The organism is Cryobacterium sp. 10S3, assembly GCF_034344045.1.
GTDB classification, from domain to species: domain Bacteria; phylum Actinomycetota; class Actinomycetes; order Actinomycetales; family Microbacteriaceae; genus Cryobacterium; species Cryobacterium glucosi.
This window is the reverse complement of the sequence record NZ_CP133773.1, coordinates 2,062,533-2,084,034: the sequence shown is the minus strand read 5'-3', so window position 1 is coordinate 2,084,034 and position 21,502 is coordinate 2,062,533. Positions and strand designations below refer to the sequence as shown.

Annotated in this window: 19 protein-coding genes; 14 read left to right on the top strand and 5 right to left on the bottom strand. The window is 66.0% G+C overall.

What is annotated here, in order from left to right:
* The first annotated feature begins 129 nt into the window (after positions 1–129).
* The 3 genes from RHM57_RS09695 to RHM57_RS09685 are packed head-to-tail and all read left to right on the top strand — an operon-like array spanning position 130 to position 1,570.
* Positions 130–648: a hypothetical protein gene (locus RHM57_RS09695; protein ID WP_174774662.1), complete on the top strand. Its 519-nt coding sequence runs from the start codon at positions 130–132 to the stop codon at positions 646–648.
* Between the two features lie 11 nt (positions 649–659).
* A complete protein-coding gene (locus RHM57_RS09690; RefSeq protein WP_134560924.1) occupies positions 660–1,172 on the top strand; it encodes a hypothetical protein in 513 nt (170 codons plus the stop codon).
* The gene (locus RHM57_RS09685; RefSeq protein WP_166788258.1) at positions 1,169–1,570 is read left to right on the top strand and encodes a DsrE family protein; all 402 of its coding nucleotides are present in this window, start codon (positions 1,169–1,171) and stop codon (positions 1,568–1,570) included. Before RHM57_RS09690 ends, RHM57_RS09685 begins: the two co-directional genes overlap by 4 nt.
* On the opposite strand, the gene lgt is transcribed toward RHM57_RS09685, so the two are convergent.
* On the bottom strand, positions 1,499–2,455 hold the full coding sequence (gene lgt, locus RHM57_RS09680; protein WP_241975536.1) for a prolipoprotein diacylglyceryl transferase: 957 nt from the start codon (positions 2,453–2,455) through the stop codon (positions 1,499–1,501). The two genes, RHM57_RS09685 and lgt, sit on opposite strands and share 72 nt — an antisense overlap.
* A 227-nt stretch (positions 2,456–2,682) precedes the next feature.
* On the opposite strand from lgt, the gene RHM57_RS09675 reads away from it, so the two are divergent.
* The gene (locus RHM57_RS09675; protein ID WP_166787306.1) at positions 2,683–3,936 is read left to right on the top strand and encodes a chloride channel protein; all 1,254 of its coding nucleotides are present in this window, start codon (positions 2,683–2,685) and stop codon (positions 3,934–3,936) included.
* Positions 3,937–3,963: 27 nt separating this feature from the next.
* Here RHM57_RS09675 and RHM57_RS09670 read toward each other — a convergent pair whose 3' ends face one another.
* Positions 3,964–4,206 (bottom strand): thioredoxin family protein, encoded by a 243-nt coding sequence (locus tag RHM57_RS09670; RefSeq protein WP_134447483.1) that lies wholly within the window; start codon positions 4,204–4,206, stop codon positions 3,964–3,966.
* Between the two features lie 26 nt (positions 4,207–4,232).
* Entirely contained in the window at positions 4,233–5,282 is a 1,050-nt protein-coding gene (locus tag RHM57_RS09665; RefSeq protein WP_134447484.1) for a permease, read from the bottom strand.
* 99 nt (positions 5,283–5,381) lie between these two features.
* On the opposite strand from RHM57_RS09665, the gene RHM57_RS09660 reads away from it, so the two are divergent.
* The 5 genes from RHM57_RS09660 to RHM57_RS09640 all read left to right on the top strand — a co-directional run bounded on the left by RHM57_RS09660 (position 5,382) and on the right by RHM57_RS09640 (position 10,616).
* Positions 5,382–5,759, top strand: coding sequence for a metalloregulator ArsR/SmtB family transcription factor (locus RHM57_RS09660; protein ID WP_322189805.1), 378 nt, complete (start codon positions 5,382–5,384; stop codon positions 5,757–5,759).
* A 355-nt stretch (positions 5,760–6,114) separates the two neighbouring features.
* Positions 6,115–6,735 carry a class I SAM-dependent methyltransferase gene (locus RHM57_RS09655; protein ID WP_322189804.1) on the top strand — a complete coding sequence of 207 codons (621 nt, stop codon included), beginning with the start codon at positions 6,115–6,117 and terminating at the stop codon, positions 6,733–6,735.
* Positions 6,736–7,326: 591 nt separating this feature from the next.
* Entirely contained in the window at positions 7,327–8,598 is a 1,272-nt protein-coding gene (locus RHM57_RS09650; RefSeq protein ID WP_134448049.1) for a quaternary amine ABC transporter ATP-binding protein, read from the top strand.
* A complete protein-coding gene (locus RHM57_RS09645) occupies positions 8,595–9,542 on the top strand; it encodes a proline/glycine betaine ABC transporter permease (RefSeq protein ID WP_322189803.1) in 948 nt (315 codons plus the stop codon). Before RHM57_RS09650 ends, RHM57_RS09645 begins: the two co-directional genes overlap by 4 nt.
* Before the next feature lie 180 nt (positions 9,543–9,722).
* Positions 9,723–10,616, top strand: a complete 894-nt coding sequence (locus RHM57_RS09640; RefSeq protein WP_134447492.1) for a glycine betaine ABC transporter substrate-binding protein — start codon at positions 9,723–9,725, stop codon at positions 10,614–10,616.
* Between the two features lie 72 nt (positions 10,617–10,688).
* Here RHM57_RS09640 and RHM57_RS09635 read toward each other — a convergent pair whose 3' ends face one another.
* On the bottom strand, positions 10,689–12,212 hold the full coding sequence (locus RHM57_RS09635) for a chloride channel protein (protein ID WP_241975535.1): 1,524 nt from the start codon (positions 12,210–12,212) through the stop codon (positions 10,689–10,691).
* Between the two features lie 346 nt (positions 12,213–12,558).
* Between RHM57_RS09635 and RHM57_RS09630 the strand changes: the two genes are divergently transcribed.
* The 4 genes from RHM57_RS09630 to RHM57_RS09615 all read left to right on the top strand — a co-directional run bounded on the left by RHM57_RS09630 (position 12,559) and on the right by RHM57_RS09615 (position 16,493).
* Positions 12,559–13,032, top strand: a complete 474-nt coding sequence (locus RHM57_RS09630; RefSeq protein WP_134447496.1) for a MarR family winged helix-turn-helix transcriptional regulator — start codon at positions 12,559–12,561, stop codon at positions 13,030–13,032.
* 142 nt (positions 13,033–13,174) lie between these two features.
* On the top strand, positions 13,175–14,311 hold the full coding sequence (locus RHM57_RS09625; protein WP_322189802.1) for an acyl-CoA dehydrogenase: 1,137 nt from the start codon (positions 13,175–13,177) through the stop codon (positions 14,309–14,311).
* Positions 14,305–15,729 carry a bifunctional PIG-L family deacetylase/class I SAM-dependent methyltransferase gene (locus tag RHM57_RS09620; protein ID WP_322189801.1) on the top strand — a complete coding sequence of 475 codons (1,425 nt, stop codon included), beginning with the start codon at positions 14,305–14,307 and terminating at the stop codon, positions 15,727–15,729. The genes RHM57_RS09625 and RHM57_RS09620 overlap by 7 nt, the downstream gene beginning before the upstream one ends.
* Complete coding sequence (locus RHM57_RS09615; protein ID WP_322135634.1) at positions 15,726–16,493, top strand: glycosyltransferase; 768 nt, start codon at positions 15,726–15,728, stop codon at positions 16,491–16,493. The genes RHM57_RS09620 and RHM57_RS09615 overlap by 4 nt, the downstream gene beginning before the upstream one ends.
* A 9-nt stretch (positions 16,494–16,502) precedes the next feature.
* Here RHM57_RS09615 and RHM57_RS09610 read toward each other — a convergent pair whose 3' ends face one another.
* Complete coding sequence (locus RHM57_RS09610) at positions 16,503–18,791, bottom strand: putative bifunctional diguanylate cyclase/phosphodiesterase (RefSeq protein ID WP_322189800.1); 2,289 nt, start codon at positions 18,789–18,791, stop codon at positions 16,503–16,505.
* A 209-nt stretch (positions 18,792–19,000) separates the two neighbouring features.
* Here RHM57_RS09610 and RHM57_RS09605 point away from each other — a divergent pair, with 209 nt between their 5' ends.
* Complete coding sequence (locus tag RHM57_RS09605) at positions 19,001–21,490, top strand: transglycosylase domain-containing protein (RefSeq protein WP_322189799.1); 2,490 nt, start codon at positions 19,001–19,003, stop codon at positions 21,488–21,490.
* Positions 21,491–21,502 lie beyond the last annotated feature (12 nt).

Below are 21,502 nucleotides of genomic sequence, written 5' to 3'. Positions count from 1 at the left end.
ACCGTATAAAAATACCCCTATGGGTATATACGCTTTCGCGGATATCCCTTCCTATGTGTGATGAGGCCAGCTATGCAGAACGGACGAACTGTCGGCGTCGACTCAGCGCGAGGGATGGCGAGACGGCTGGTGGATTCCATCCTGAATGCGGGCGCATCCCTCCGGCGATGGCCGGCCCGCCGCTGGTGGATCGCGCTCGCTGCTGCGGTCGGCACGTACCTGGTCATCGCGATTCCGACCGACTTGATCGACACGCCGTTCTTCGCACGCGCAGTCGCCCCGACGTCCTGGTCCTGGCCGGTGCTCGCCGCGAGCGCGATACTCGCCGGGCTCGTGTCCGCCACATACGTCGCGTACCCGGAGGGTGCAGCGCCCCGTCGCGCAGAGGGACGACTCGGTATGGCCGGATGGATGATCACCTTCTTCGCGGTCGGTTGCCCCGTATGCAACAAGATCGTTCTCCTCGCCCTCGGTGCAAGCGGAGCGCTGCAGTTCTTCGAGCCGGTGCAGCCGTACCTGGCCGGGGCATCCATCCTTCTGCTGGGCTGGGCGTTGCATGCCCGCCTCACTCGGGAGAGCTCATGCACTTTGGCGTCTGCTGCGCCGAGTCCCATCGTTGTACCGAGCCGGGAGGCATTGACCAGATGAGAATTCCGGGCATGATTCGTGAACTGCGGTCCTGGCCGACACGTCGTCGGCTGATCATCGTTACCGTCGCCGCGATGGCCCTGACCGGACTGACGCTCGCATCCGGAACCGTCGCGATCGTTGGCGGGTCCCTGGTGTTCCCCGGTCCCTGGTGGGCGGATGCGGTCACGGTAGGGGGTGCTTGCCTGATCGGTCTGGTCGTGGCCAGCTACGTCGATGCACCGATCGGTGCGGATGCCACCCTGTGTGATCTTCGCTGGCCGGCGCTCGGCCTGATCTCGCTCTATCTGTCGACCGATCTGCGCACTGCAGTGCCTCTGCTCGAGCCGGGCATTCGTCCTGTCGTCGGCGTCGCGGCGATCGCGTTGTTGGTGTGGGCATTGCTGGCACGGCTGAATAGCGAATACAAGGCAACGCGTAGCCAGCGTCGGTCAGGTACGTCAGGCGGCATCGACGGCACCGAAGACGGCGAAGTATGCACGACGTGCCGCCCGTTGTTCCCGAGAGTCGGCGGCCGTCCGTGACGGAGGTCGGGACAGCCTACGACACGGAGCCTGACGGTGGCGGGCGCGGTCAAGCAGTGACCGGTGCCGGGCTCCTCCTGCACGTCAGCGGCGCCGATGCGACACTGATCCAGGCCGGCATCCGATCCGCGCTCAATGCCAGCGCCCAACTCCCGACGCTCACGATCGAGATCGTGGTCCAGGGGTCGGTCGTGTTGTTCCTGCGCGCGCGATCGGACCTGGAAAACGCCCTGACCGAGCTCGCTGCAACGCCCGTGCGGGTGCTGTCCTGCCAGAACAGCATGCGGTCCGTCGGGCTGGACGCCGCTGATTTGCTTCCGAGTGTGTCAGTCGTCCCTGCGGCTGTCGCCCATCTGACCGCTCGGCAGTTCGAGGGCTGGGCTTACATCCGCGTGTGAGTCGGACGGGGCATCCGTCGCGGTCAGGCCGTCGGCCGGGGGCTCCTCCGGATTCCGGTAGATCGACAGTTCCGGTCCGGGGTGGCGCCGGGTTTGGACGATGATGAGGACGATCCCGGCGATGGCGGCGAGGAGCGCGATGTCCACGTTGATCTTGAGGTCGAAGAGGAAATACTCGGTCGGGTCCAGGCGGAGCGACTCGAGGAACGCCCGTCCGGCGCCGTACCAGAGCAGGTAGAAGCCGAGGGTCTTGCCCCAGCGGAGGTTGAACCGGCGCTCGAGCACGAAGATGATCAGCACGACACCGATCGCGTTCCAGATCATTTCGTAGAGGAAGAGCGGCTGGAAGAGCGTCCCGGCCGGCAGCCCCGTGGGGAAGGCCGCGTTCGTCGACTCGATCTCGAGTCCCCAGGGGAGGGTCGTCGGGCCACCATAGAGCTCGTGGTTGAAGTAGTTCCCGAAGCGGCCGAACGCCTGCGCGAGGAGCAGGCCGGGGGCGAGGGCGTCAGCGAACGAGAAGAATCTGATGCCGGCCCGACGGCAGCCGATATAGGCTCCGATGCTGCCGAAGAGGATCGAACCGAAGATCGCGAGTCCGCCTTCCCAGACGAACAGCACTTTCCAGAGATCCGCGCCGGGGAAGAAATAATCGGTCGGATGAGTGACGACGTGGTACAGGCGACCGCCGACGATTCCGATCGGGACCGTCCACATGGCGATGTCCATCACCATGCCCGGCTTGCCGCCACGAGCCGTCAACCGCGCCGAGGACAACCAGACGGCGATGACGATGCCGGTCAGGATGCAGAGCGCATAGAAGTGAACACGCAGGGGTCCCAGATCGAAATAACTGATGGATGGGCTCGGAATGCTGGTGTGAAGCACCGTGTTCACCTTTCGATCGTCGGTCTCGGCGCAGCTGGCGGACGAAGGTCTCCCAGAGGTTCCGGAGGGGTCCGATGTCTCGAACCGCCCAAAGCCTATTCGGGTCCGCTGGGTGCCCCGCACCAGTGCGGCCGCATAGGCGGATGCTGGGAAGGTTCTCATAGAGGGGCGACCCGTGAGGGAGCGGTGCACCCAATGGAGCGATCCCCGAACGCTACGATCGAAACGTGAGGCCCGTCCCGAATTCGGTTACTCCGTCGTGGGTCGCCCGAATCGTCGTGGTCACGGCGCTCGTCGGTGTCGGGGCAGGTTTGGGCGGGCTCGCGGTGAGCGTCCTCCTTCGAGCGATTCAACACCTCGCCTACGGCTACTCCGAAGGCACCTATCTCGACGGGCTGGCCAGGTCCGCACCGCAGACACGCGTGATCGCCTTGTGCGTTGCGGGCGTGATCGGTGCCGTCGGCTGGTGGGCCGTGCGTCGCTGGGGGCGACCCATCGTCCCGGTGGACCGAAGCGTTGCCGGCGAGCGGATGCCCGTGCTCGCGACCCTGGTGAACTCGGCCTTGCAGATCGTGATCGTCGGGTTGGGCGCGTCGATCGGCCGCGAGATGGCCCCCCGCGAGCTGGGCGCACTGGCGGCGGGCTGGCTCAGCGAGAAGGCAGGCGTCACTGCCCGCGAACGTCGTGTTCTGGTCGCGTGCGGCGCCGGGGCAGGGCTCGCCGCGGTCTATAACGTGCCGCTCGGGGGTGCGCTCTTCACCGTCGAGATCCTGCTCGCCGAGCTGACTCTGGCCACGGTCCTGCCGGCCCTCGCCACGTCCGCGATCGCGACACTGGTCGCGCAAATCGTTGTGCCCACGACCCCGCTGTATTCCGTGCCGCAGTTCACTCAGACCCCATCGCTCCTGGTCTGGTCTCTTCTTGCCGGACCCGTGATCGGGTTCGCTGCGGTCGGTTTCGTGCGACTGGCCGCCGGGGCCGAGAAACGGCGTCCGCAGGGCTGGCTGATTCTGGTCGTCATGCCGCTGGTGTTCTCGGCCATTGGACTACTGTCGCTCCTGCTTCCAGAAATTCTCGGCAACGGACGTTCACTCGGCCAGACCGCGTTCGACGCCGTCGTGCCGATCGGGCTGGTGGCGGTGCTCCTCGTTGCCAAGGTAGGAGCCACGATCGCCACGATCGGCAGCGGTGCCGCCGGAGGAACTCTGACGCCCTCGCTCGCGATCGGTGCCGCGTTCGGCATCGTGACCGGAGGGCTCTGGGGCACGTTGTGGCCCGGTACTCCGGTGGCGGCCTTCGCCCTGGTCGGCGCGGCCGCATTCCTCGCCGCTGCCATGCGCGCACCCCTGACAGCTCTGGTCCTGGTGCTCGAATTCACCGGGCAGGGACCGGCACTGCTGATCCCCATGACGCTTGCGGTTGCGGGTGGTGTCGTCGTGGAATACCTCCTCGGGCGGAGACGGTTCCTCGGCATCGACTAGCGCGGATCATGTGCCGATGGAGTCCGGTCAGTGGCTCGCGGCAGTCAGGAGTGTACGCACTTCGGCGAGGGTCGGTACACGGCCGGAGACGACGACTTTCTCGTTGATGACGAGGGCAGGGGTGCTCATCACGCCATATCCGAGGATCGCGGTGTAGTCCTCGACTTTTTCGATGCTGGCCTCGAGGCCGAGTTCGGCGACGGCGGTGGTGGCAGCCTTGGTGAGGTTGACGCAATTGCGGCAGCCGGGGCCGAGGATCTTGATGTTCATGAGGGGATTCCTTTCGGGTGCGGTGATCAAGCCAGGATGGCGTTGAAGAGGTAGCCGACGGCGACGATACCGAGGCCGGTGGTCGTGATGAAGATCGCGAGGAGCTGGGGCTTGAGCACCCGGCGGAGCAGGATCATCTCTGGCAGGGACAGTGCGACGACGGCCATCATGAACGCGAGCAGGGTGCCCATCGGCAGGCCCTTGTCGTAGAGGGCTGCGACCAAGGGCATTACCCCGGCGGCGTTGGAGTAGAGCGGGATGCCGATGAGAACGGCGATCAGCACGCCGAAGGGGTTGCCAGGGCCGGCGTAGGTGGCGAAGAAGTCGGTCGGCGCCCAGCCGTGGATCAGGGCGCCGAGACCGATGCCGACGAGGAGGTAGACCCAGATCTTCGCGATCAGGCTCCTGACCTCTTCGACACCCATCTGCATCCGCTGCCCAAAGGTCAGGCCGAGGGAGGGGTCAATGGTCTGGCCGCCGAGCTTTACTTCGAAGACGAAGGGTTCGACCCAGCGTTCGACGTGCAGGCGACCCAGGATGTAACCGGACACGACTGCGATGGTCAGACCGGAGACTACGTAGAGGGCGGTGATCTGCCACCCGAAAAGGGTCAAGAGCAGGCCGATGGCGATCTCGTTGACGAGGGGGCTCGCGATCAGGAAGCTCATCGTGACGCCGATCGGCACGCCCGCGGCGACGAAGCCTATGAAGGCGGGTACGGCGCTGCAGGAGCAGAACGGGGTGATGACGCCCAGGGCCGCCGCGAGGAGGTTCCCGACGCCCTCGCGTTTGCCGCCGAGGAAGGCCCGCGTGCGCTCCACGCTCATGAAGGAGCGGAGCACGGTGGAGGCGAAGATGATGATGACCAGCAGGAGCAGGATCTTCAGCGAGTCGTAGAGGAAGAAGTGGATGGTCTCGGTGATCTGGTTTTTCGGGTCGAGGCCGAACGCATCGTAGAGGATGACGTTCCAGAGCCACTCGTTGGCCCAGTAGGCCAGCGCCCACACGCCGATCCCCGCAATCAGGACGCCGACCCGGCCGCGGGTCGTGGTCGGTATCCGCTCGGCGATGTTCACGAGGACTCCTTGACTAGGAACGCATACGTATTCGACGTGCGTCTAATCATTAGTGTGCCACCTCTTTGATATATGTCAAGAAGGTGGGATGATGGACCCATGCCCAAGACCCTTCCCCTCCTGGAGGACGCCTCGCCGATCTGTTGCGATCCCCTGGGCGCTAGCGCCACGCTGGCCTTGGACGATGCGATGGCACTCGCGGTCCGCCTCAAGGCTCTGGCTGATCCCACCCGCCTGCAGCTCCTGGCCTACCTTCTGGCCCAGCCGGACCAGGAAGCGTGTACGTGCGACCTGGCCCCCGTTGTCAAGCTTTCTGAGCCAACGGTCAGTCACCACCTCAAGAAACTCGAAACCAGCGGCATCCTCACCAAGGAACGACACGGGATGAGTGTGCACTACCGCGTCGTTCCAGAGGCCATTCACGCCATCGCGCGCACGCTCGACACGGCTACCCGCGCACTGACCCAGGTAGTCTGAGCCGACCCGAGCGCAATCCTCACGTGAACGCCTGCGGTGCCCGTTCTATCGGCTCCTAGGTGCTCAGGGGCGCCAACTCTATCTGTGTCGCGAGCGCATAAGCGGTAGGTGCCGTTGAGAATCGCCGCACCAGCGTTCGCCCCATCCCATAACTGGTCGTCGTCCAATAGGCGGCCTCTTCGCAAGCGTTCACGACCGGTAGGGCTTTCGAGCAGGCCGCTCGGACGAGGATCCCGTTTCCGGGCTGGCCGCACTAGTGGATGCTTCTCCAACCCTTGACGCTCGCTCGGTTCCCGACAGCGAACCGTGCGACAATCGCCACGCCGGATGCCGGATTGATCGAAGGGACCTCACAGTGGACGCGAACGAGTGGGATAGTCGTTACCGGCAGGCACGGGACGGCGACCACGCCAGGCTCTGGTCGGCCGTACCAGCAAAGCTCGTGCAGGACATTGTTTCGCCCTGGACCCCGGGGCTCGCCCTCGACATGGCCTCAGGTGACGGGCGTAACGCGATCTGGCTGGCCAGCCGCGGCTGGAACGTTACCGGGCTCGACTTCTCCGCCGAGGCAATTGGCCAGGCCCGGGAGCACGCGCGGGCGGCCGGCGTCGATGTGGACTGGCTGGTCGCAGATGCCACGACCTGGCAAACCGAAGAACGCTTTGACCTGGTAACAGTGATGTACCTGCACCTGCCGGAGGAACTGATTCGAATCGTATTGGCCAGGGCGATTGGCTGGCTCGCTCCGGGCGGGCACCTCCTTGTCCTTGGTCACGACCGAGGCAACATCGACGCAGGCGGCCCTGGCCCTGGCAATCCCGACATTCTCTATACGCCCGAGCTCCTATCTTCGATCGTCGGACCAGAGCGGATCCTGCGCTGCGAGACCGTCAGCCGCGACCTGGCCACCGACCCCGAGTCCCCGGCTGAAACGAGTGGAGTCGCCCTCGACACGGTCCTCGTCGCCATCTGCTGAGGCGAGAGGGCAATTACCCTCCGAGGGCCCGCTTTTCGGAAGAGCTTTTCGTCCTGAGCCTGGGCCAGCATCGCGACCGCTTCCCGACCGGTCGCGCCGTCCAGCACAGTTCCTGATCGCCGCCGTGAGGTGCCGACGGCAAGATCGTCATGCGGGTTCGAATCCCGTTGAGGCCACAATTACCCGGTTCCCTCGAAATCAAGGGAACCGGACTTTCTTGATTAAGTGGCGTCGCCAGCGTCCACGCAGATCCTCGGCACGGGCCTGAGACCTTCATGGTGTTAGGCTGTGAATGTTCTTACGAACCTCATCAGGACGCGAGCGCGCAGCCCCCAGCAAGACTGGAAGAGCCGCGGTCGTATGGTGAGGCCAGACGGATGTGGCCCCATGGTCGCTCCAGCTCACGCCACTTAGTGGCGTCAGGGCCGGTCTCGGCCTACCCGCCCGATACAGCTAGCCCCCGACGTGCCGGCTGTGAAGCCGGTTTCGTCGTCGCGCTCCGGAGAATCCGTGACCCAGATCGTTGCCGAACACGCACAGGAATTCGCCGCCTCGGCGGAGCACACAGCCTCGACATCCCCAGCTCCCGAAATCGCCGTCAAGGCGGACCACCTGTATAAGGCATTCGGCCGCCGACCGCATGACATCGTCAAGAAACTCGAGGGCGGCGCGAGTCGTGAAGACCTCGCGCACCTCGGAACAGCCGCCGTGATCGATGCCTCTTTCGAGGTCCGGCGCGGCGAGATCTTCGTGGTGATGGGACTGTCCGGTTCGGGCAAGTCCACTCTGATTCGCATGCTCAACGGCCTGCTCGAGGCGACCTCCGGGACAGTGACCGTCGGTGACACCCGGATTACCGGACTCCCGGCCGCCAAGCTGCGCGATGTGCGTCGCCGGAGCGTGTCCATGGTCTTCCAGCACTTCGCCCTGCTACCCCACCGCAGCGTGATCGACAATGTGGCGTACGGCCTCGAGGTCCAGGGCATGCCTCGCGCGGAGCGCCTCGCGAAGGCCCGCACCATCATCCGCCTGGTGGGCCTGGACGGCTGGGCCGACAGCATGCCGTCCGAGTTGTCCGGCGGGATGCAGCAGAGGGTCGGCCTCGGTCGGGCGCTCGCCGCCGATACCGACGTTCTCCTGATGGACGAGGCGTTCTCGGCACTCGACCCGCTGATCCGCCGCGAGATGCAGGAACAGCTCATCGAGCTGCAGGCCGAACTCGGCAAGACCATCATCTTCATCACCCACGACCTCAACGAGGCGATGTTCCTGGGGGACCGGATCGCGGTCATGCGCGACGGTCGCATCGTGCAGATCGGCACCCCGGAAGACATCCTCACCGACCCGGCCAACGACTACGTCGCCCAGTTCGTTCAGGACGTCGACCGGGCCCGGGTGCTCACGGCCGGGAGCGTGATGGAGCCGGTGCGATCCATGGTCACCGTGACGTCCGGCCCGCGTGCCGCCCTGCGTACGATGCGCGACCTGCAGACCTCCGCCACGTTCGTGGTCGGGCGTGACCTCGGCTTCGTCGGGGTCGTACGTGACCGCGATGTGCTCAAGCAGGTCAAGGCCAGCCACCCGGACCTTCGCCCCATCATCAAGGAAGCAACGGCCGTTTCAGCGGATACCGCCCTGGTCGACCTCGTCGAGCTGGCGGTGGAGAGCGACTTGCCGATCGCCGTCGTCGATGCGCGAAACCGTCTGCTCGGTGTCATCCCGCGAGTCACCCTGCTTGCCGCTCTCGGTAACGTCACCACCGCGACGGGGGAGGTGCCGGTCACCGAACCGCCATCGACCATCTCGCTCCGCGTGATCACCGAAACCCTGCGCGAGACCGCGCTGGAAGGAGCACAGCTGTGAACGACTTCCGCATCCCGCTCGGCAGCTTGGCCGACGACTTCATCGCCTTCGTCACCGACAATTTCAGCTTTCTCTTCGATTTCGTGCGCACCATTTTCAACGGCGCCTACGAGTTCGTCGACCTCGTCCTTGCCTCACCGCCGTTCTGGGTGATCATCCTCGTGGCCGCTGCACTGGGCCTGATGGTCCGTGGCTGGAAATTCGCCGTGGGCGCCGTCATCGGCCTCATCGTCATCGTGGGTGTCGACCAGTGGCAGAACGCGATGGACTCGCTCGCCCTGGTCCTCGTGGCGAGCGTCCTCGCCATCCTGGTGAGCATCCCCCTGGGGATCCTGGCCGCCAAGTCCGCCCCGGCCTCCAAGATCATCCGGCCGATTCTCGACTTCATGCAGACCATGCCCGCGTTCGTCTACCTGATTCCCGCGCTGATCCTCTTCCGGGTGGGAGTCGTGCCCGGTATCGTGGCGACGATCATTTTCGCGATGGCACCGGGCGTCCGCCTGACCGAGCTCGGCATCCGCAGCGTTGATCACGAGGTCGTCGAGGCGGGCGAGGCATTCGGTGCGTCCCCGGCGAGAATCCTGCGCCAGATCCAGCTCCCGTTGGCGATGCCGACCGTCATGGCCGGAATCAATCAGGTCATCATGCTTTCCCTGTCGATGGTCGTCATCGCGGGAATGGTCGGCGCCGGCGGTCTCGGCCAGCAGGTCGTGGCGAGTCTCAGCCGCATCGACGTGTCGCTGGGATTCGAAGCCGGACTGGCGGTCGTGATCCTGGCGATCTTCCTCGACCGGATGACCGCATCGCTCGGCACGGGAATCACACCGATCGGTCGTCTCCTTGCCGGGCGCAAGCACCGTCGGCAGGCCGCCGCAGTGGCGGCCGAGAGCCCGATCAGCGCGCCCGTCGCAGACGTGAAGACGCCGCAGCCCGCCGGAGTCTGACCTGCAACTGGCGGGGTACCTCACACGGCACTCCGCGATTCCAGCCGGTCGAGTTCGTCCTGACCGGCACCCCCAATACTCACGGAGACACCTGTCTCCGTGTCGCACCCGGCCGCCTCGGCCGCCCGGCGCATCCGTCAACCCCGGTCACCCACAGCAGGTGACAAGACAGGAAGACACATGAAGAACCGTTCCCTCAGCATCATCGCCCTCGGAGCCGTCGGGCTTCTCGCTTTCACGGGCTGTGCAGCAACACCCGCGCAGACCGTCGGCAACGGCAACTCCGACAACAAAGACCTCACGATCGCCGTGTTCAACGGTTGGGACGAGGGTGTCGCGGCGTCCGAGCTCTGGAAGGCCATTCTGGACAAGCAGGGCTACAACGTCGAACTCGAGTACGCCGACGTCGCCGCGGTCTACGCGGGGCTGTCCACCGGCGACTACGACGTGAACCTCGACGTCTGGCTTCCGAACACCCACGCCACGTACCTCAAGCAATACGGTGACAAGATCACCGAACTCGCGGCCTGGAACACCGAGGCGAAGAACACCATCGCCGTGAACGCGGATGCACCGATCAACTCGATCGCGGAACTGGCCGCCAACGCCGACCTGTTCGGCAACAAGATCGTGGGAATCGAACCGGGGGCCGGCCTGACCGAGGCCGTCACGAACAAGACGATTCCGACCTACGGACTCGAGAACATGGACTACCAGACCTCGTCGACCGCCGCGATGCTCACCGAGCTCACGGCGGCCGCGAAGACCGGCGAGAACATCGCCGTGACCCTCTGGGAGCCGCACTGGGCGTATGGCTCCTTCGACCTGAAGAACCTCGAAGACCCCGAAGGCACCCTGGGGGCCACGGAGACCATCCACGCCTACGGCAAGAAGGACTTCGGCACTGACTTCCCGCAGGCCACCAAGTGGCTGTCCGGGTACAAGATGGACCTCGATCAGCTGTACTCGCTCGAGACCGCGATGTTCGTCGACTACGACGGCCAGGACTACGGCCCCATCGTTGCGAAGTGGATCGCGGACAATCAGGGCTACGTGGACTCGCTCACCAAGTAAGCCACTGTTGTGACGAACGGCCCGTGCTCCGGCACGGGCCGTTCGTGCGTGCGGGTGCGGAAGCCTGCCGTCTCAGGGCCTGGCCGTGACAGTTCGGAGAACGGCATTGAGCGTGAGCCAGCCGCGGAGCATTCCGGACGAATCGACGACGGGCAGGCCATCGCTCTCGCTGGCCGCAAGCACCCGATCCAGCACACTGTCCAGCGTGTCATCGGGGCTCGCGGAAGTGGGCGTCTCGATCAGGGCACTGAGGGTGATCGCGCTACTGTCGTCATCGTTGCCCAGGGAGTCGGATATGGCAGCGACGGTCACGATTCCGATGAACGTTCCGTCGCTATGAAGAACCGGCAGGGCGCGTTTGCCTGAATCGATGAGTATCCGCGCTCCTGCGGCGGGCGTGAGCCGGGAACTCACCGCATCGGGAGCATCCGTCATGACCTCACGCACGAGCGTGGAATGCAGCAGGATGCCACCGGGACCACCGTCGACGCTCACGCCGCGGCGACGAAGTTTGAGGGTGTAGATCGTGTCCCTGCTGAGAAGCCGGGACACGCCCGTCGCGATCACGATCGCGAGCAGCAAGGGAAGGATGATCGAGTATTCCCCGGTCAGTTCGAACAGGATGATGGCTGCCGTGATCGGGGCCCGCGTTGCCCCGGCGAAGACCGCGCCCATGCCGACCAGGGCAAACGTTCCGGTTTGCCCGGCGAACACGGGGAACACCATGCCGGCGACGTCGCCGAATGCGGCACCGAGCATCGCTCCGATGAAGAGTGACGGTGCGAACACTCCTCCGGAGCCGCCGATGCCGATGGTCAGGCTCGTCGCAACGACCTTGCCGACGAGCAACAGCGCAACGAAGCCCAGGGCATAGCCGCCCTGGACGCCCTTCTCCAGGACCGGGTAACCGACCCCGTACATCTGGGGCAAGGCAAAGAGCACCAGGCCGAGCACGAGGCCGCCGGCGACCGGCCGCAACCACTCCGGTTTGCCCCGCCAGGCCCAGTCGCAGAGGTCTTCCACGGCGTACAGGACCTTCGTGAACCCGACTCCGGTCAGGCCTGCCGCGAGTCCAAGCACGGCGAAGAGCGTGAACTCAGACGGGTTGACGATGGTGAACGTCGGCAGGCTGAGGAAGGGGTGATCGCCGAGGATCGAGCGGCCGACGATCGATGCGGTCACTGAGGCAAGGACGACCACGCCGAAGGAACGGGCGGCGAAATCCCTGAGCAGCAGTTCGAGGGCGAAAAAGATTCCGGCGATCGGAGCATTGAACGTGGCTGCGATCGCGCCTGCGGCGCCGCACGCGACGAGGGTTCTGAGCTGGGATTCGGGCAGCCGGACTGCCCGGCCAAGTGTGGAACCGAGTGCTGACCCGATTTGGACGATAGGGCCCTCGCGACCCACCGACCCACCGGAACCGATTGTGATGGCCGAAGCGAGCGACTTGACGATCGCAACCTTGCCGGGAATCCGGCCGCCCCGTTTGGTGATGGCGTACATGACCTCTGGAACGCCATGCCCCCGGGCTTCCGGTGCGAACTTGTTCACCAAGGGGCCGTAGAGGAGACCGCCAATGGCCGGAGCGACGATCACGAATGCGCCCCCCAACCACGGAACCCAGGGATTTGCCGGATGGCCGACGGAGGCTGAGTAATCGACCGTTCCCGTGAAAATCAGAGTCGCGGTGGCCACCAGCCAACGGAACGCAACTGCGCCGAAACCGACACCTGCGCCAACCACGACAGACATGAAAATGAGTCGTCCGGAGCCGGTGAGGATCCGGTTGAACCACGTGTGCAAGGGCTCCAACAAGAGGGATCTCATTCGTCCCCGCAGGCTCAGAGTGGGCTGTGCCATCAGGCTCCGTAATGTGCAATTAGACAATTGTTGCATGTGTGCAATAATCACGGTATCACTTGCCTGGAACGGGGTTTGACCGATGGACGTCCTCACTGAAGCCGACGCACGAGCGGCCGACGCGACCCTTGCCGCCTCCCGTGCCTTGCTCGGCGTCGTTGCCCGCTCGGTTGTGGCAACGCTGGACGTCGTTTCCCTGCCGCAGTTCCGGGTCCTGGTCTTGCTCAGTTCGACCGGCCCAACCCGGATGGGCGCTGTGGCGGAGCGAATGGGAGTCATCCCATCGACATTCAGCCGCTTCGTCGATCGCATGGTCGCCGGAGGCTGGGTGGAGCGGGCGGCCAGCCCCGACAGCCGGCGCGAGGTCCTCCTCGAACTCACCGAGAGTGGCAGGCGACTCGTAGACGACGCCACCGGACGACGCCGGTCGGATATCTCCACCATCCTGTCGAGAATGACGCCGGATCGACGGACCGTGCTTCAACACGCACTGCAAGCATTCGCGGATGCGGCAGGGGAGCCCCAGGCCGCGGATCTGCTGACCCTGGGGCTCTGAACGCTTCCAACTCAAGACAGATCGGTGTCAAGTTCTCTCCGTCTGGGACTCTTTTGTTTCCTCGGTTCCTGATATGGTGCTGCCGACACGAGCGAGCGACTGGGGAGCCGACCAGCCGTTCCGCACGATGAACAGTTGTGAGATGGGGGACAAGTATGGCCTCGGCCGGGTTCGGTGTCACGTGGTGAGCGAGTCGAACGCTGCGAACACGAGCGGGCCGGTTCGGCTGGTCAGTTCGATGATGGAGGCGCGTGACGATGACCTGCGCGCGGTGGCCGACCATGCTTTCCAGGTGAACGGGAACACCCAGGCGGCCCTGCGACTGGCGATCGCGCTCGGCGTTCGGCTCGACGGGGCGGGACCGGGCTCCGGGGGAACCGAACGGCTCTTCGACACGCTGGCCACGGTCGCGGCGGCAGACCTGACCGCTGCCCGCGTCGTGGAGGCGCACCTGGATGCGCTCTCGATCCTGGAACAGGCCGCTGAGTCCGGCAGTGGAATCCATGTCGAATCCGGGAACGGTCGGACGTGGGGTGTGTTCGCGGCGGAAGGACGCGGCACGCGCCTCGAGGCGCGCCAGACCGAGTCCGGCTGGCGGCTCGACGGTGTCAAGCCGTGGTGCTCGCTCGCCGGCGCCCTCAGCCACGCGCTGGTCACCGCGCACACCTCGGAGACCACGCGTCGCTTGTTCGCCGTCGACCTCCGCGTGCCGGGAATCACGGTGTCGGACGGCTCCTGGGTGGCCAGGGGACTCGCATCGCTTCCGAGTGGTCCGGTCGACTTTCGCGGCGTTCCGGCAGTGCCGGTCGGCGCAGACGGCTGGTACCTCGACCGACCGGGCTTCGCGTGGGGAGGGATCGGGGTCGCAGCCTGCTGGTGGGGCGGGGCCGTCGGCGTTGCCAGACGCGTCTACCGGGAGGCCGGGGAACGCACGCCGGATCAGGTCAGTCTTGCTCATCTTGGCGCGATTGACATGCTGCTGACGGCATCGGGGCAGGCACTTGCGGCCGCTGCGAGCGCGATCGACGACGGGACCGCGACCGGCACACTCGGGGCCGTGCGTGCGGCGCGCGTGCGGGGGATCGTCGCGCGCACCGCAGAGCAGGTGATCGAGCGGGCCGGGCATGCCCTGGGGCCGGAACCCCTGGCCTTCGACGCGCGCCACGCCCAGCGTGTCGCCGATCTGCAGTTGTACATTCGACAGCATCACGCTGAACGCGACGAGGCCAGGCTTGGAGCTCTGCTGCTCGATGGTGCTCGCGGAGTCTCACCGTGGTGATCTTCAGCCACCGGGACCTCGGCACCGCCGAGCAGGCCTGGGCCGGCGCTCCCTGGATCACGGCTGCGGCGCGGCTTGACCTCGACGACCTCGCCCGGCTGATCATCGTCGCGGCGCATCCCGACGACGAGACCCTCGGTGCCGGCGGGCTCCTCTCCGGTGCGACGCGACGCGGGATCCCGGTCGATGTCCTTGTCCTCAGCGACGGTGAAGCGTCCCATCCGGAATCCCCGACGCATAGCCAGGGTCGCCTTTCACGTGTGCGCAGGACAGAGGTGACGGATGCGGTGGCGCACCTGGCGCCATCCGCTCGCCTGCACTTCGCCGGACTGCCGGACGGCGACCTCGAGAGGAACAGGGAGGCGGCGGCGCGGGCGCTGGCATCCGTGCTCGGGCCGCCGTCTTCCGGCGCGGAGAAGATCACGGAAGGCTCAGCCGCGGGCACCTGGATTGTCGCACCGTGGCGGGCCGACGGGCATCCCGACCACGCGCTCGCCGGCGACGTGGCAGCGGCCGGAGCGGCATGGTCGGGCGCCCGCCTGCTCGAGTACCCGATCTGGGCCTGGCACTGGTCGACACCGGACGGGGAATGGCCGCTGGGCCTGATCCGCAGGTTCGATCTCTCTCCCGAGGACCACGCGCGGAAGCTGCAGGCGCTCGCGCTGCACCGCAGCCAGGTGCTGGCGTTGTCCGACGAACCCGGAGACGAGGCCGTCGTGCCGCCGGCGATGGCCGCCCATTTCGCGAGGGGCTTCGAGATCTTCGTCGACGGCACCGCAGCGGAGGCACCGTCCCCGGATGCGAGCGGGACAGCGAGCCTGGCGAGATCTTTCTTCGACGAGTTTTACCGGGAGGCGCGAGACCCGTGGGGCTTCGAGACGCGTTGGTACGAACGTCGGAAACGCGCGCTGACCCTCGCTGCGCTGCCGCGCGAACGATTCGGTGCCGCCCTGGAGCTCGGCTGCTCGATCGGAGTATTCACGGCCGACCTCGCCGCCCGGTGCGACACCGTGATGGCCGTCGATATCGCGGAGCAACCGCTCTCGATTGCCCGCGAACGGCTCGCCGGGCGCCCCGGCGTCCGCTTCGCACGGATGACCCTGCCCGGTGAATGGCCCTCCGGAGTCTTCGACCTCATCGTCGTATCCGAAGTCGGCTACTACCTGGCGACCGCAGACCTGGAACGGTTCTTCCAGCGCTGCCGGGGCAGCCTCGCCCCCGGCGGAGTCCTCCTCGCCTGCCATTGGAGGCATCCGGTTCCCGAGTATCCGCTCAGCGGCGACCGGGTCCACGACATGCTCGCGACGGTGCCCGGCCTCGTGCGAACCGTCGAGCATCGCGAAAGTGACTTCCTGCTCGAGGTGTGGCAGCCCGAGCCGGCACGATCCGTGGCCCAGCACGAGGGACTCGTCCCATGATCGGGCCCGGTGAAATCGACCACCTGGTCATCGTCATCCCCGCGCACAACGAGGAGGAACTGCTTCCTCGGTGCCTCGCCGCGGTGGGGGCCGCGATCGAGCCCGTGGTCGCGACCCTCGATCCGGCGCCGCCGATCGTGTCGGTCGTGATCGTGCTCGACCGCTGTACGGACGGGACCGAGACCATTGCCGCGGGTTTTCCGGGCGTGCATCTGGTCCGCAGTAACACGGGAGGCGTCGGTGCGGCACGGCGTGCGGGCGTCCGCGGCGTCCTGAAGACCCCGGCGGACTTCACGGGTCGTACCTGGATCGCGTCGACGGATGCCGATTCAGCCGTCCCGGAGAACTGGCTCGCGAGCCAGCTTGCCTTCGCCAGGAACGATGTGCATCTTGTTCTCGGCACCGTCGAGCCGGACGAGTGCCTCGACGGCGAAATGCGCGCTCGCTGGGCGGCAGAGCAGTGGCTCGTCGAGGGACATCCGCACGTGCACGGGGCCAATCTCGGTGTGCGGGCAGACCGGTACCTCGCTGCCGGGGAATTCCCCGGTATCGACACCGACGAGGACATTGCACTCGTCGCGGCACTGCGGAGGCTGCGGGTGTGCGAGATCCGCACGGCACGCATCCCGGTTCGTACGAGTGGGCGACTCGTCGGACGCACGCCCGGGGGTTTCGCCGGCTACCTGCGCGCTCAGACCGCTCGCCTCCCCGTCATCATGGAGACGGGTGTTCTGCAGGTCGACGACGCCGGCGGCCTCCCGTGAGCGAATCACTCAGCCTGATATGTGGCCCAGAGCGCTTCCATCCAACGCTCTCGCGGCGAACCAGTCTTCCAGCTCGGCCGCAGGCACAGGGTGGGACATCAGGAAGCCCTGAGCGACATCGCAGCCGTAGCCGATGAGCTCCGAGTATGCCGTAGCGTCCTCCACGCCCTCGGCCACCATGCGCAGGCCGAGGCTGTGTGCCATGTCGATGGTCGAGACGACGAGGGCCGTTGCGCGAGGATCGTCCTTCATCGGGATGATGAAGGACTTGTCGAGTTTGAGCTCGTCGATCGGCAGGTCACGCAGGTACGCCAGGGAGCTGTACCCGGTCCCGAAGTCATCGATGGAGATCCGAATTCCCGTCGCCTGCAACCGGGTGAGGATGCTGCGCGCGCGTTCCCGGTCGGAGAGGAGGAAATCTTCGGTGATCTCCAGGACCAGCACTGTGGGGGACAGACCACGCGACGACAGCATCGCGCTGATCCGTTCGGGCAGCACCGTGTCGATCAGGGAACTCGGGGACATGTTGACCGCCATCGTCAGCGTCCGGCCCTGGCCAGACCAGGTTGCGGCCTGGTCAAGGGCCTCACGCAGCACGATCTCGGTCATCGCATGCATCAGCCCTGACTCCTCGACGAGATCGAGGAAATCGTCGGGTTGCAACAAACCCCTCGTCGGGTGGTTCCAGCGGACCAGGGCCTCGACCCCGCAGACGTCCCCGGTTTTGAGGTCGATCTTGGGCTGGTAGTGCAGCACCAGCTGGTCATCGACGAGCGCGAAGCGCAACTCCTCGAGCAGGTGCAGCCGATCCTCCCCGTGATTGTCGTCGGTGCCCCGGTAGACGTGGTGGCCGCTGTGGGTCGCCTTCGCCGTGTACATCGCCATGTCCGCCTTGCGGAGCAGCATGGTCAGGTCCTCGCCCTGGTCGGGGTACCCGGCGATCCCGATACTGGCGCTGGCCTGAACCGAGATGCCCGCGAGGATGAACGGCTGGGCCAGGGTCGCGCGCAGCTTCCAGGCCACCGCTTCCGCCCTGACCGAATCCGAACCGTCGAGAAAGATCACGAACTCGTCGCCGCCGACGCGCGCGAAGAGATCCTCGGTGCGCAGCTGACCGGAAATCCGGCCGGCGACCTGGAACAGGAGCAGGTCACCGACATCGTGACCGAGACTGTCGTTGACCTCCTTGAACTTGTCGAGGTCGAGAAGGAGGAGCGCGCTCGTCCGGTGCGGATTCGCGGCCAGCCGGGCGGGCACATCGGCGTAGAGGGCGCGGCGGTTGGGCAGCCCCGTGAGCTCATCGGTCCGCGCCTGGCGATGCGCATCCGCAATACGGATGCGCTGGCGAAAGATCAGGGGCAGTGCCGCCACGGTGAGGGTCAGGGCCGCCAGGACGACGGCGAGCGGAGAGATCTTCAGCTGGGTTCCCAGGATCAGGACCAGGAGACCCGCGGCCGTGGCGATCGCGGGAACCGTCTGTTCGGGGATCGCCCACGTCGACTGGCGAGGGTGCGAGCCGAGGCGGGCCTCCCTGTCGACCGACGACGCGATCAGGGCGAGGCTCAGGGGCCAGCCGATGTCGAGGGGGCTGCCGATGACGTAGAGGCCGTTCAGGTGCAGGGACACGCTGATGATGTCGGCGGCCGTGAAGACAGCGAGACCGAGAACAAGGAGGGTCCAGCCCGGGCCGATGGAGGTGCCGTGGGAGGCTGCAATCCCGACGAAGAAGGCCACCAGCAGGACATCTCCGAGCGGATACGCAAATGCGACGGTCGTGGCGAACGATCCCGGGGTCGCGAGGGCCGCCTTGAGGATCGGATCGAGCAGCACGGCCAACAGGGCGGCCGCACCGAGAGACCCGACGGCGCTGTCCAGGACGATCGGAGACGCGAGACCCCGGATTGTGCGCCTCGCGAGAACGATGAGTGCCGCGAACATGAGCGGGTAGAAGCCGAGGAAGCCGACATCCGCCCAGGACGGACGCGGCAGGGATTCGCCTCCGGTCGTCGCCAGTGCGAAGAACGTGTCTCCGGCCGCCAGGACCGTCACGGCGGCGGTCATCAGGTGCAGGTCCCTGCGCCGGGACCGTGTCCGGCCGATCGCAATCCAGCACACGACGACGGGAATCCACAACGCGAAGAATCCGAGGACGAGCGAACTCACGTCGCCTGCGGTACCGAAGATCGTGGCGACCGCGAAGGCAGCCACAATCAGCCCGAGGGTCCAGTTCGGCCATCGGCCGAATCGGCTCGTCCCTCGAGACGCGCTGACGCGCTCCGTGCTGGTATCGGCTGGCATAGATCTCCCTCTCGATAAACCTAGCTGCGTCGGTCGCCTTCGAAATGAACCCCGGCGTGCGGCATCTTCGGGATAGATTGGTCGCGGGGGAGCCAGTGCGGCAGCGAATTTGCCGCATGGCCGGGCATAAAATTGGGGGATACGTGTACGGAAAACCAAATACCAGGCGGAATTTTGAAGCGGTCGGCGGATTGCTGGGTTTTGTCGGGATGAGTGTCGTTGCCGGTGTTCTCGTGGCGGCCGCGGTTACTCCCGCCCTGGGCCTCTCCGGCCTTGCTGCGACAAACGCGATCACTGTTTTCGAGAACCTGCCCGATTACCTGAAGATCGACCAGCTCTCGCAGAAGAGCAACATCTACGCGACCACGAGCACCGGCGCCCCCTACCTCCTGGCCTCGTTCTACGACCAGAACCGTGTCGAGGTCGCCTCGGATGCGATCAACCAGTTCGTCAAGGACGCCGCGACCTCCGGTGAAGACCCCCGGTTCTACGACCACGGCGGCGTCGACCTGCAGGGCACCGTCGGCGGCCTCGTCTCGACCCTCGCGGGCGGCGGCACTCGCGGTGGTTCCTCCATCACCCAGCAGTACGTGAAGAACGTGCTCGTGCAGAAGTGCGAAGTGCTCACGGATACGCAGAAGAAGTCGGACTGTTATGACGCCGCGATCGCCAAGACTCCTGATCGCAAGCTCAAGGAGATGCGCCTCGCGATCGGCGTGGAGAAGAAGTACGCGAAGGACGACATCCTCCGCCAGTACCTGAACATCACCGGCTTCGGCGGCACCGTCTACGGCATCGAGTCCGCCGCGGAGTACTACTTCGGTTCGACGGCGGCGACGCTGACGCTCCCGCAGGCCGCGAGCCTCGTCGCGATCGTGAACAACCCGGTCAAGTTCCAGCTCGACCAGCCCGACAGCGAGACCAACGGCGCCGCGAACGGCTACGCCGCGAACAAGGACCGCCGCGACTACATCCTCGACCAGATGCTCAAGTACGGCAAGATCAACCAGGCCGACCACGATGCCGCGATCGCCACGGCCATCGAGCCCAGCATCCACGTGCCCTCGACCGGCTGCCAGACCGCCGGCGGCAGTGCCTTCTTCTGCGACCTCGTCGTGAATACCCTGCAGAACGACCCGACCTTCGGAGCCGACGACACCACCCGGATGGCCAACTTCCGCCGCGGCGGGTTCAACGTCTACACGACCCTCGACCTCGACATGCAGCAGGCCGCCGAGGCCACGATGAAGGCCAACGTTCCTGACACCTACCCCGGCTGGGACGTCGGTGGCGTGATCGTCAGCGTCGGAGTCGGCACCGGCAAGGTTCTCGCCATGACGCAGAACAAGGACTACAGCCAGGACCCGGATGTGCCGATCACCGGGTCGAACCTGACCGGGATCAACTACAACACCAACGTCGACCAGGGCGGTTCCCACGGGTTCCAGCCCGGATCGACGTACAAGGTGTTCACCCTCGCCGAGTGGCTGACCGAGGGCCACTCGCTCAACGAGCGGGTCGACTCCCGGCGCAAGGCCAACTGGGGCACCTTCCGCGACAGCTGCGCGACCGGCGGCACCGTGAGCTTCCCCGGCTACAACCCCAAGAACGACTCGAACGAATCCGGCGCCAACTACAGCGCCCTGCAGTCGACGATCGGGTCCATCAACACCGGCTTCATCGGCATGGCCAAGAAACTCGACCTGTGCGGCATCCGCAAGACCGCGGAGGCCTTCGACGTCACGCGCGCCGACGGCGCCCCGCTCGAGCAGGGTGCCTCAGCGGTGCTCGGCACCAACGAGGTCGCGCCCCTGAGCATGGCGGTCGCCTTCGCCGGCATCGCCAACAAGGGCACCACCTGCAGCCCGATCGTGATCGACCACATCACCGGCTCCGACGGAACGGCGCTTGCCGTTCCGCAGTCGGCGTGCCACCAGTCGGTCGATCCGAACGTCGCCGCCGGCATGACGACCGCGATGCAGCAGGTCATGGCGAGCGGAACCGGATCCGCCTCGTTCAAGGCGACCAGTCCGAAGTCGCCGATGATCGGCAAGACCGGGACCACAGACGGCAACAAGGACACCTGGATGAGCGGGGCGAGCACGACCGTCGCCACCGTCGCCGGCGTGATGAGCGTCACGGGTGACAGGGATCAGCGCACCACCTCCTTCAACGGCCAGCAGGCCGCGACGGCACGGCATCGGATGTGGCCGGACGTGATGAGCGTCGCGAATGCGAAGTATCCCGGCGTTGCCTTTCCCGCGGCCTCCGGCGCGGTGATCAACGCCGCCCAGGTGTCCATTCCTGACCTCCGCGGCAAGAGCCTCAGCCAGGCGCAGTCGACCCTGGAATCCGCAGGCTTCCTCTTCGTGAATGGCGGAACCATCGACTCCGAGCTGCCTGCCGGCGTTGTCGCGAACACCGAGCCCGGTGGGGGAGCAAGCGCGGCCCGCGGCGCTGCCGTGACGGTGCGCACGAGCAACGCCGCGCTCGTCGTCGTACCGGACGTCTCGGGCAAACGTGAAGTCGAAGCCCGCGCCGCCCTGTCGAACTTCACCGTGGTGAAGAACGAAACCGATGTGAAGGACCCCGCTCTCGTCGGCACGGTCGTCACGACGTCGCCACCGGCCGGCAGCGCCGCCAGACCTGGGGATGCCGTCACGATCGTCGTCGGCCGGCTGGCCGCCGCGGGAGGCTGAGCCGGCGCACTT

Excerpts from the sequence above, each read along its gene's own strand:
- RHM57_RS09640 (WP_134447492.1), top strand. The coding sequence starts at position 9,723 with ATGAAGAACCGTTCCCTCAGCATCATCGCCCTCGGAGCCGTCGGGCTT.
- RHM57_RS09690 (WP_134560924.1), top strand. The coding sequence starts at position 660 with ATGATTCGTGAACTGCGGTCCTGGCCGACACGTCGTCGGCTGATCATC.
- RHM57_RS09615 (WP_322135634.1), top strand. The coding sequence starts at position 15,726 with ATGATCGGGCCCGGTGAAATCGACCACCTGGTCATCGTCATCCCCGCG.
- RHM57_RS09605 (WP_322189799.1), top strand. The coding sequence starts at position 19,001 with ATGAGTGTCGTTGCCGGTGTTCTCGTGGCGGCCGCGGTTACTCCCGCC.
- RHM57_RS09630 (WP_134447496.1), top strand. The coding sequence starts at position 12,559 with ATGGACGTCCTCACTGAAGCCGACGCACGAGCGGCCGACGCGACCCTT.
- RHM57_RS09660 (WP_322189805.1), top strand. The coding sequence starts at position 5,382 with ATGCCCAAGACCCTTCCCCTCCTGGAGGACGCCTCGCCGATCTGTTGC.
- RHM57_RS09670 (WP_134447483.1), bottom strand. The coding sequence starts at position 4,206 with ATGAACATCAAGATCCTCGGCCCCGGCTGCCGCAATTGCGTCAACCTC.
- RHM57_RS09610 (WP_322189800.1), bottom strand. The coding sequence starts at position 18,791 with ATGCCAGCCGATACCAGCACGGAGCGCGTCAGCGCGTCTCGAGGGACG.
- RHM57_RS09625 (WP_322189802.1), top strand. The coding sequence starts at position 13,175 with ATGGGGGACAAGTATGGCCTCGGCCGGGTTCGGTGTCACGTGGTGAGC.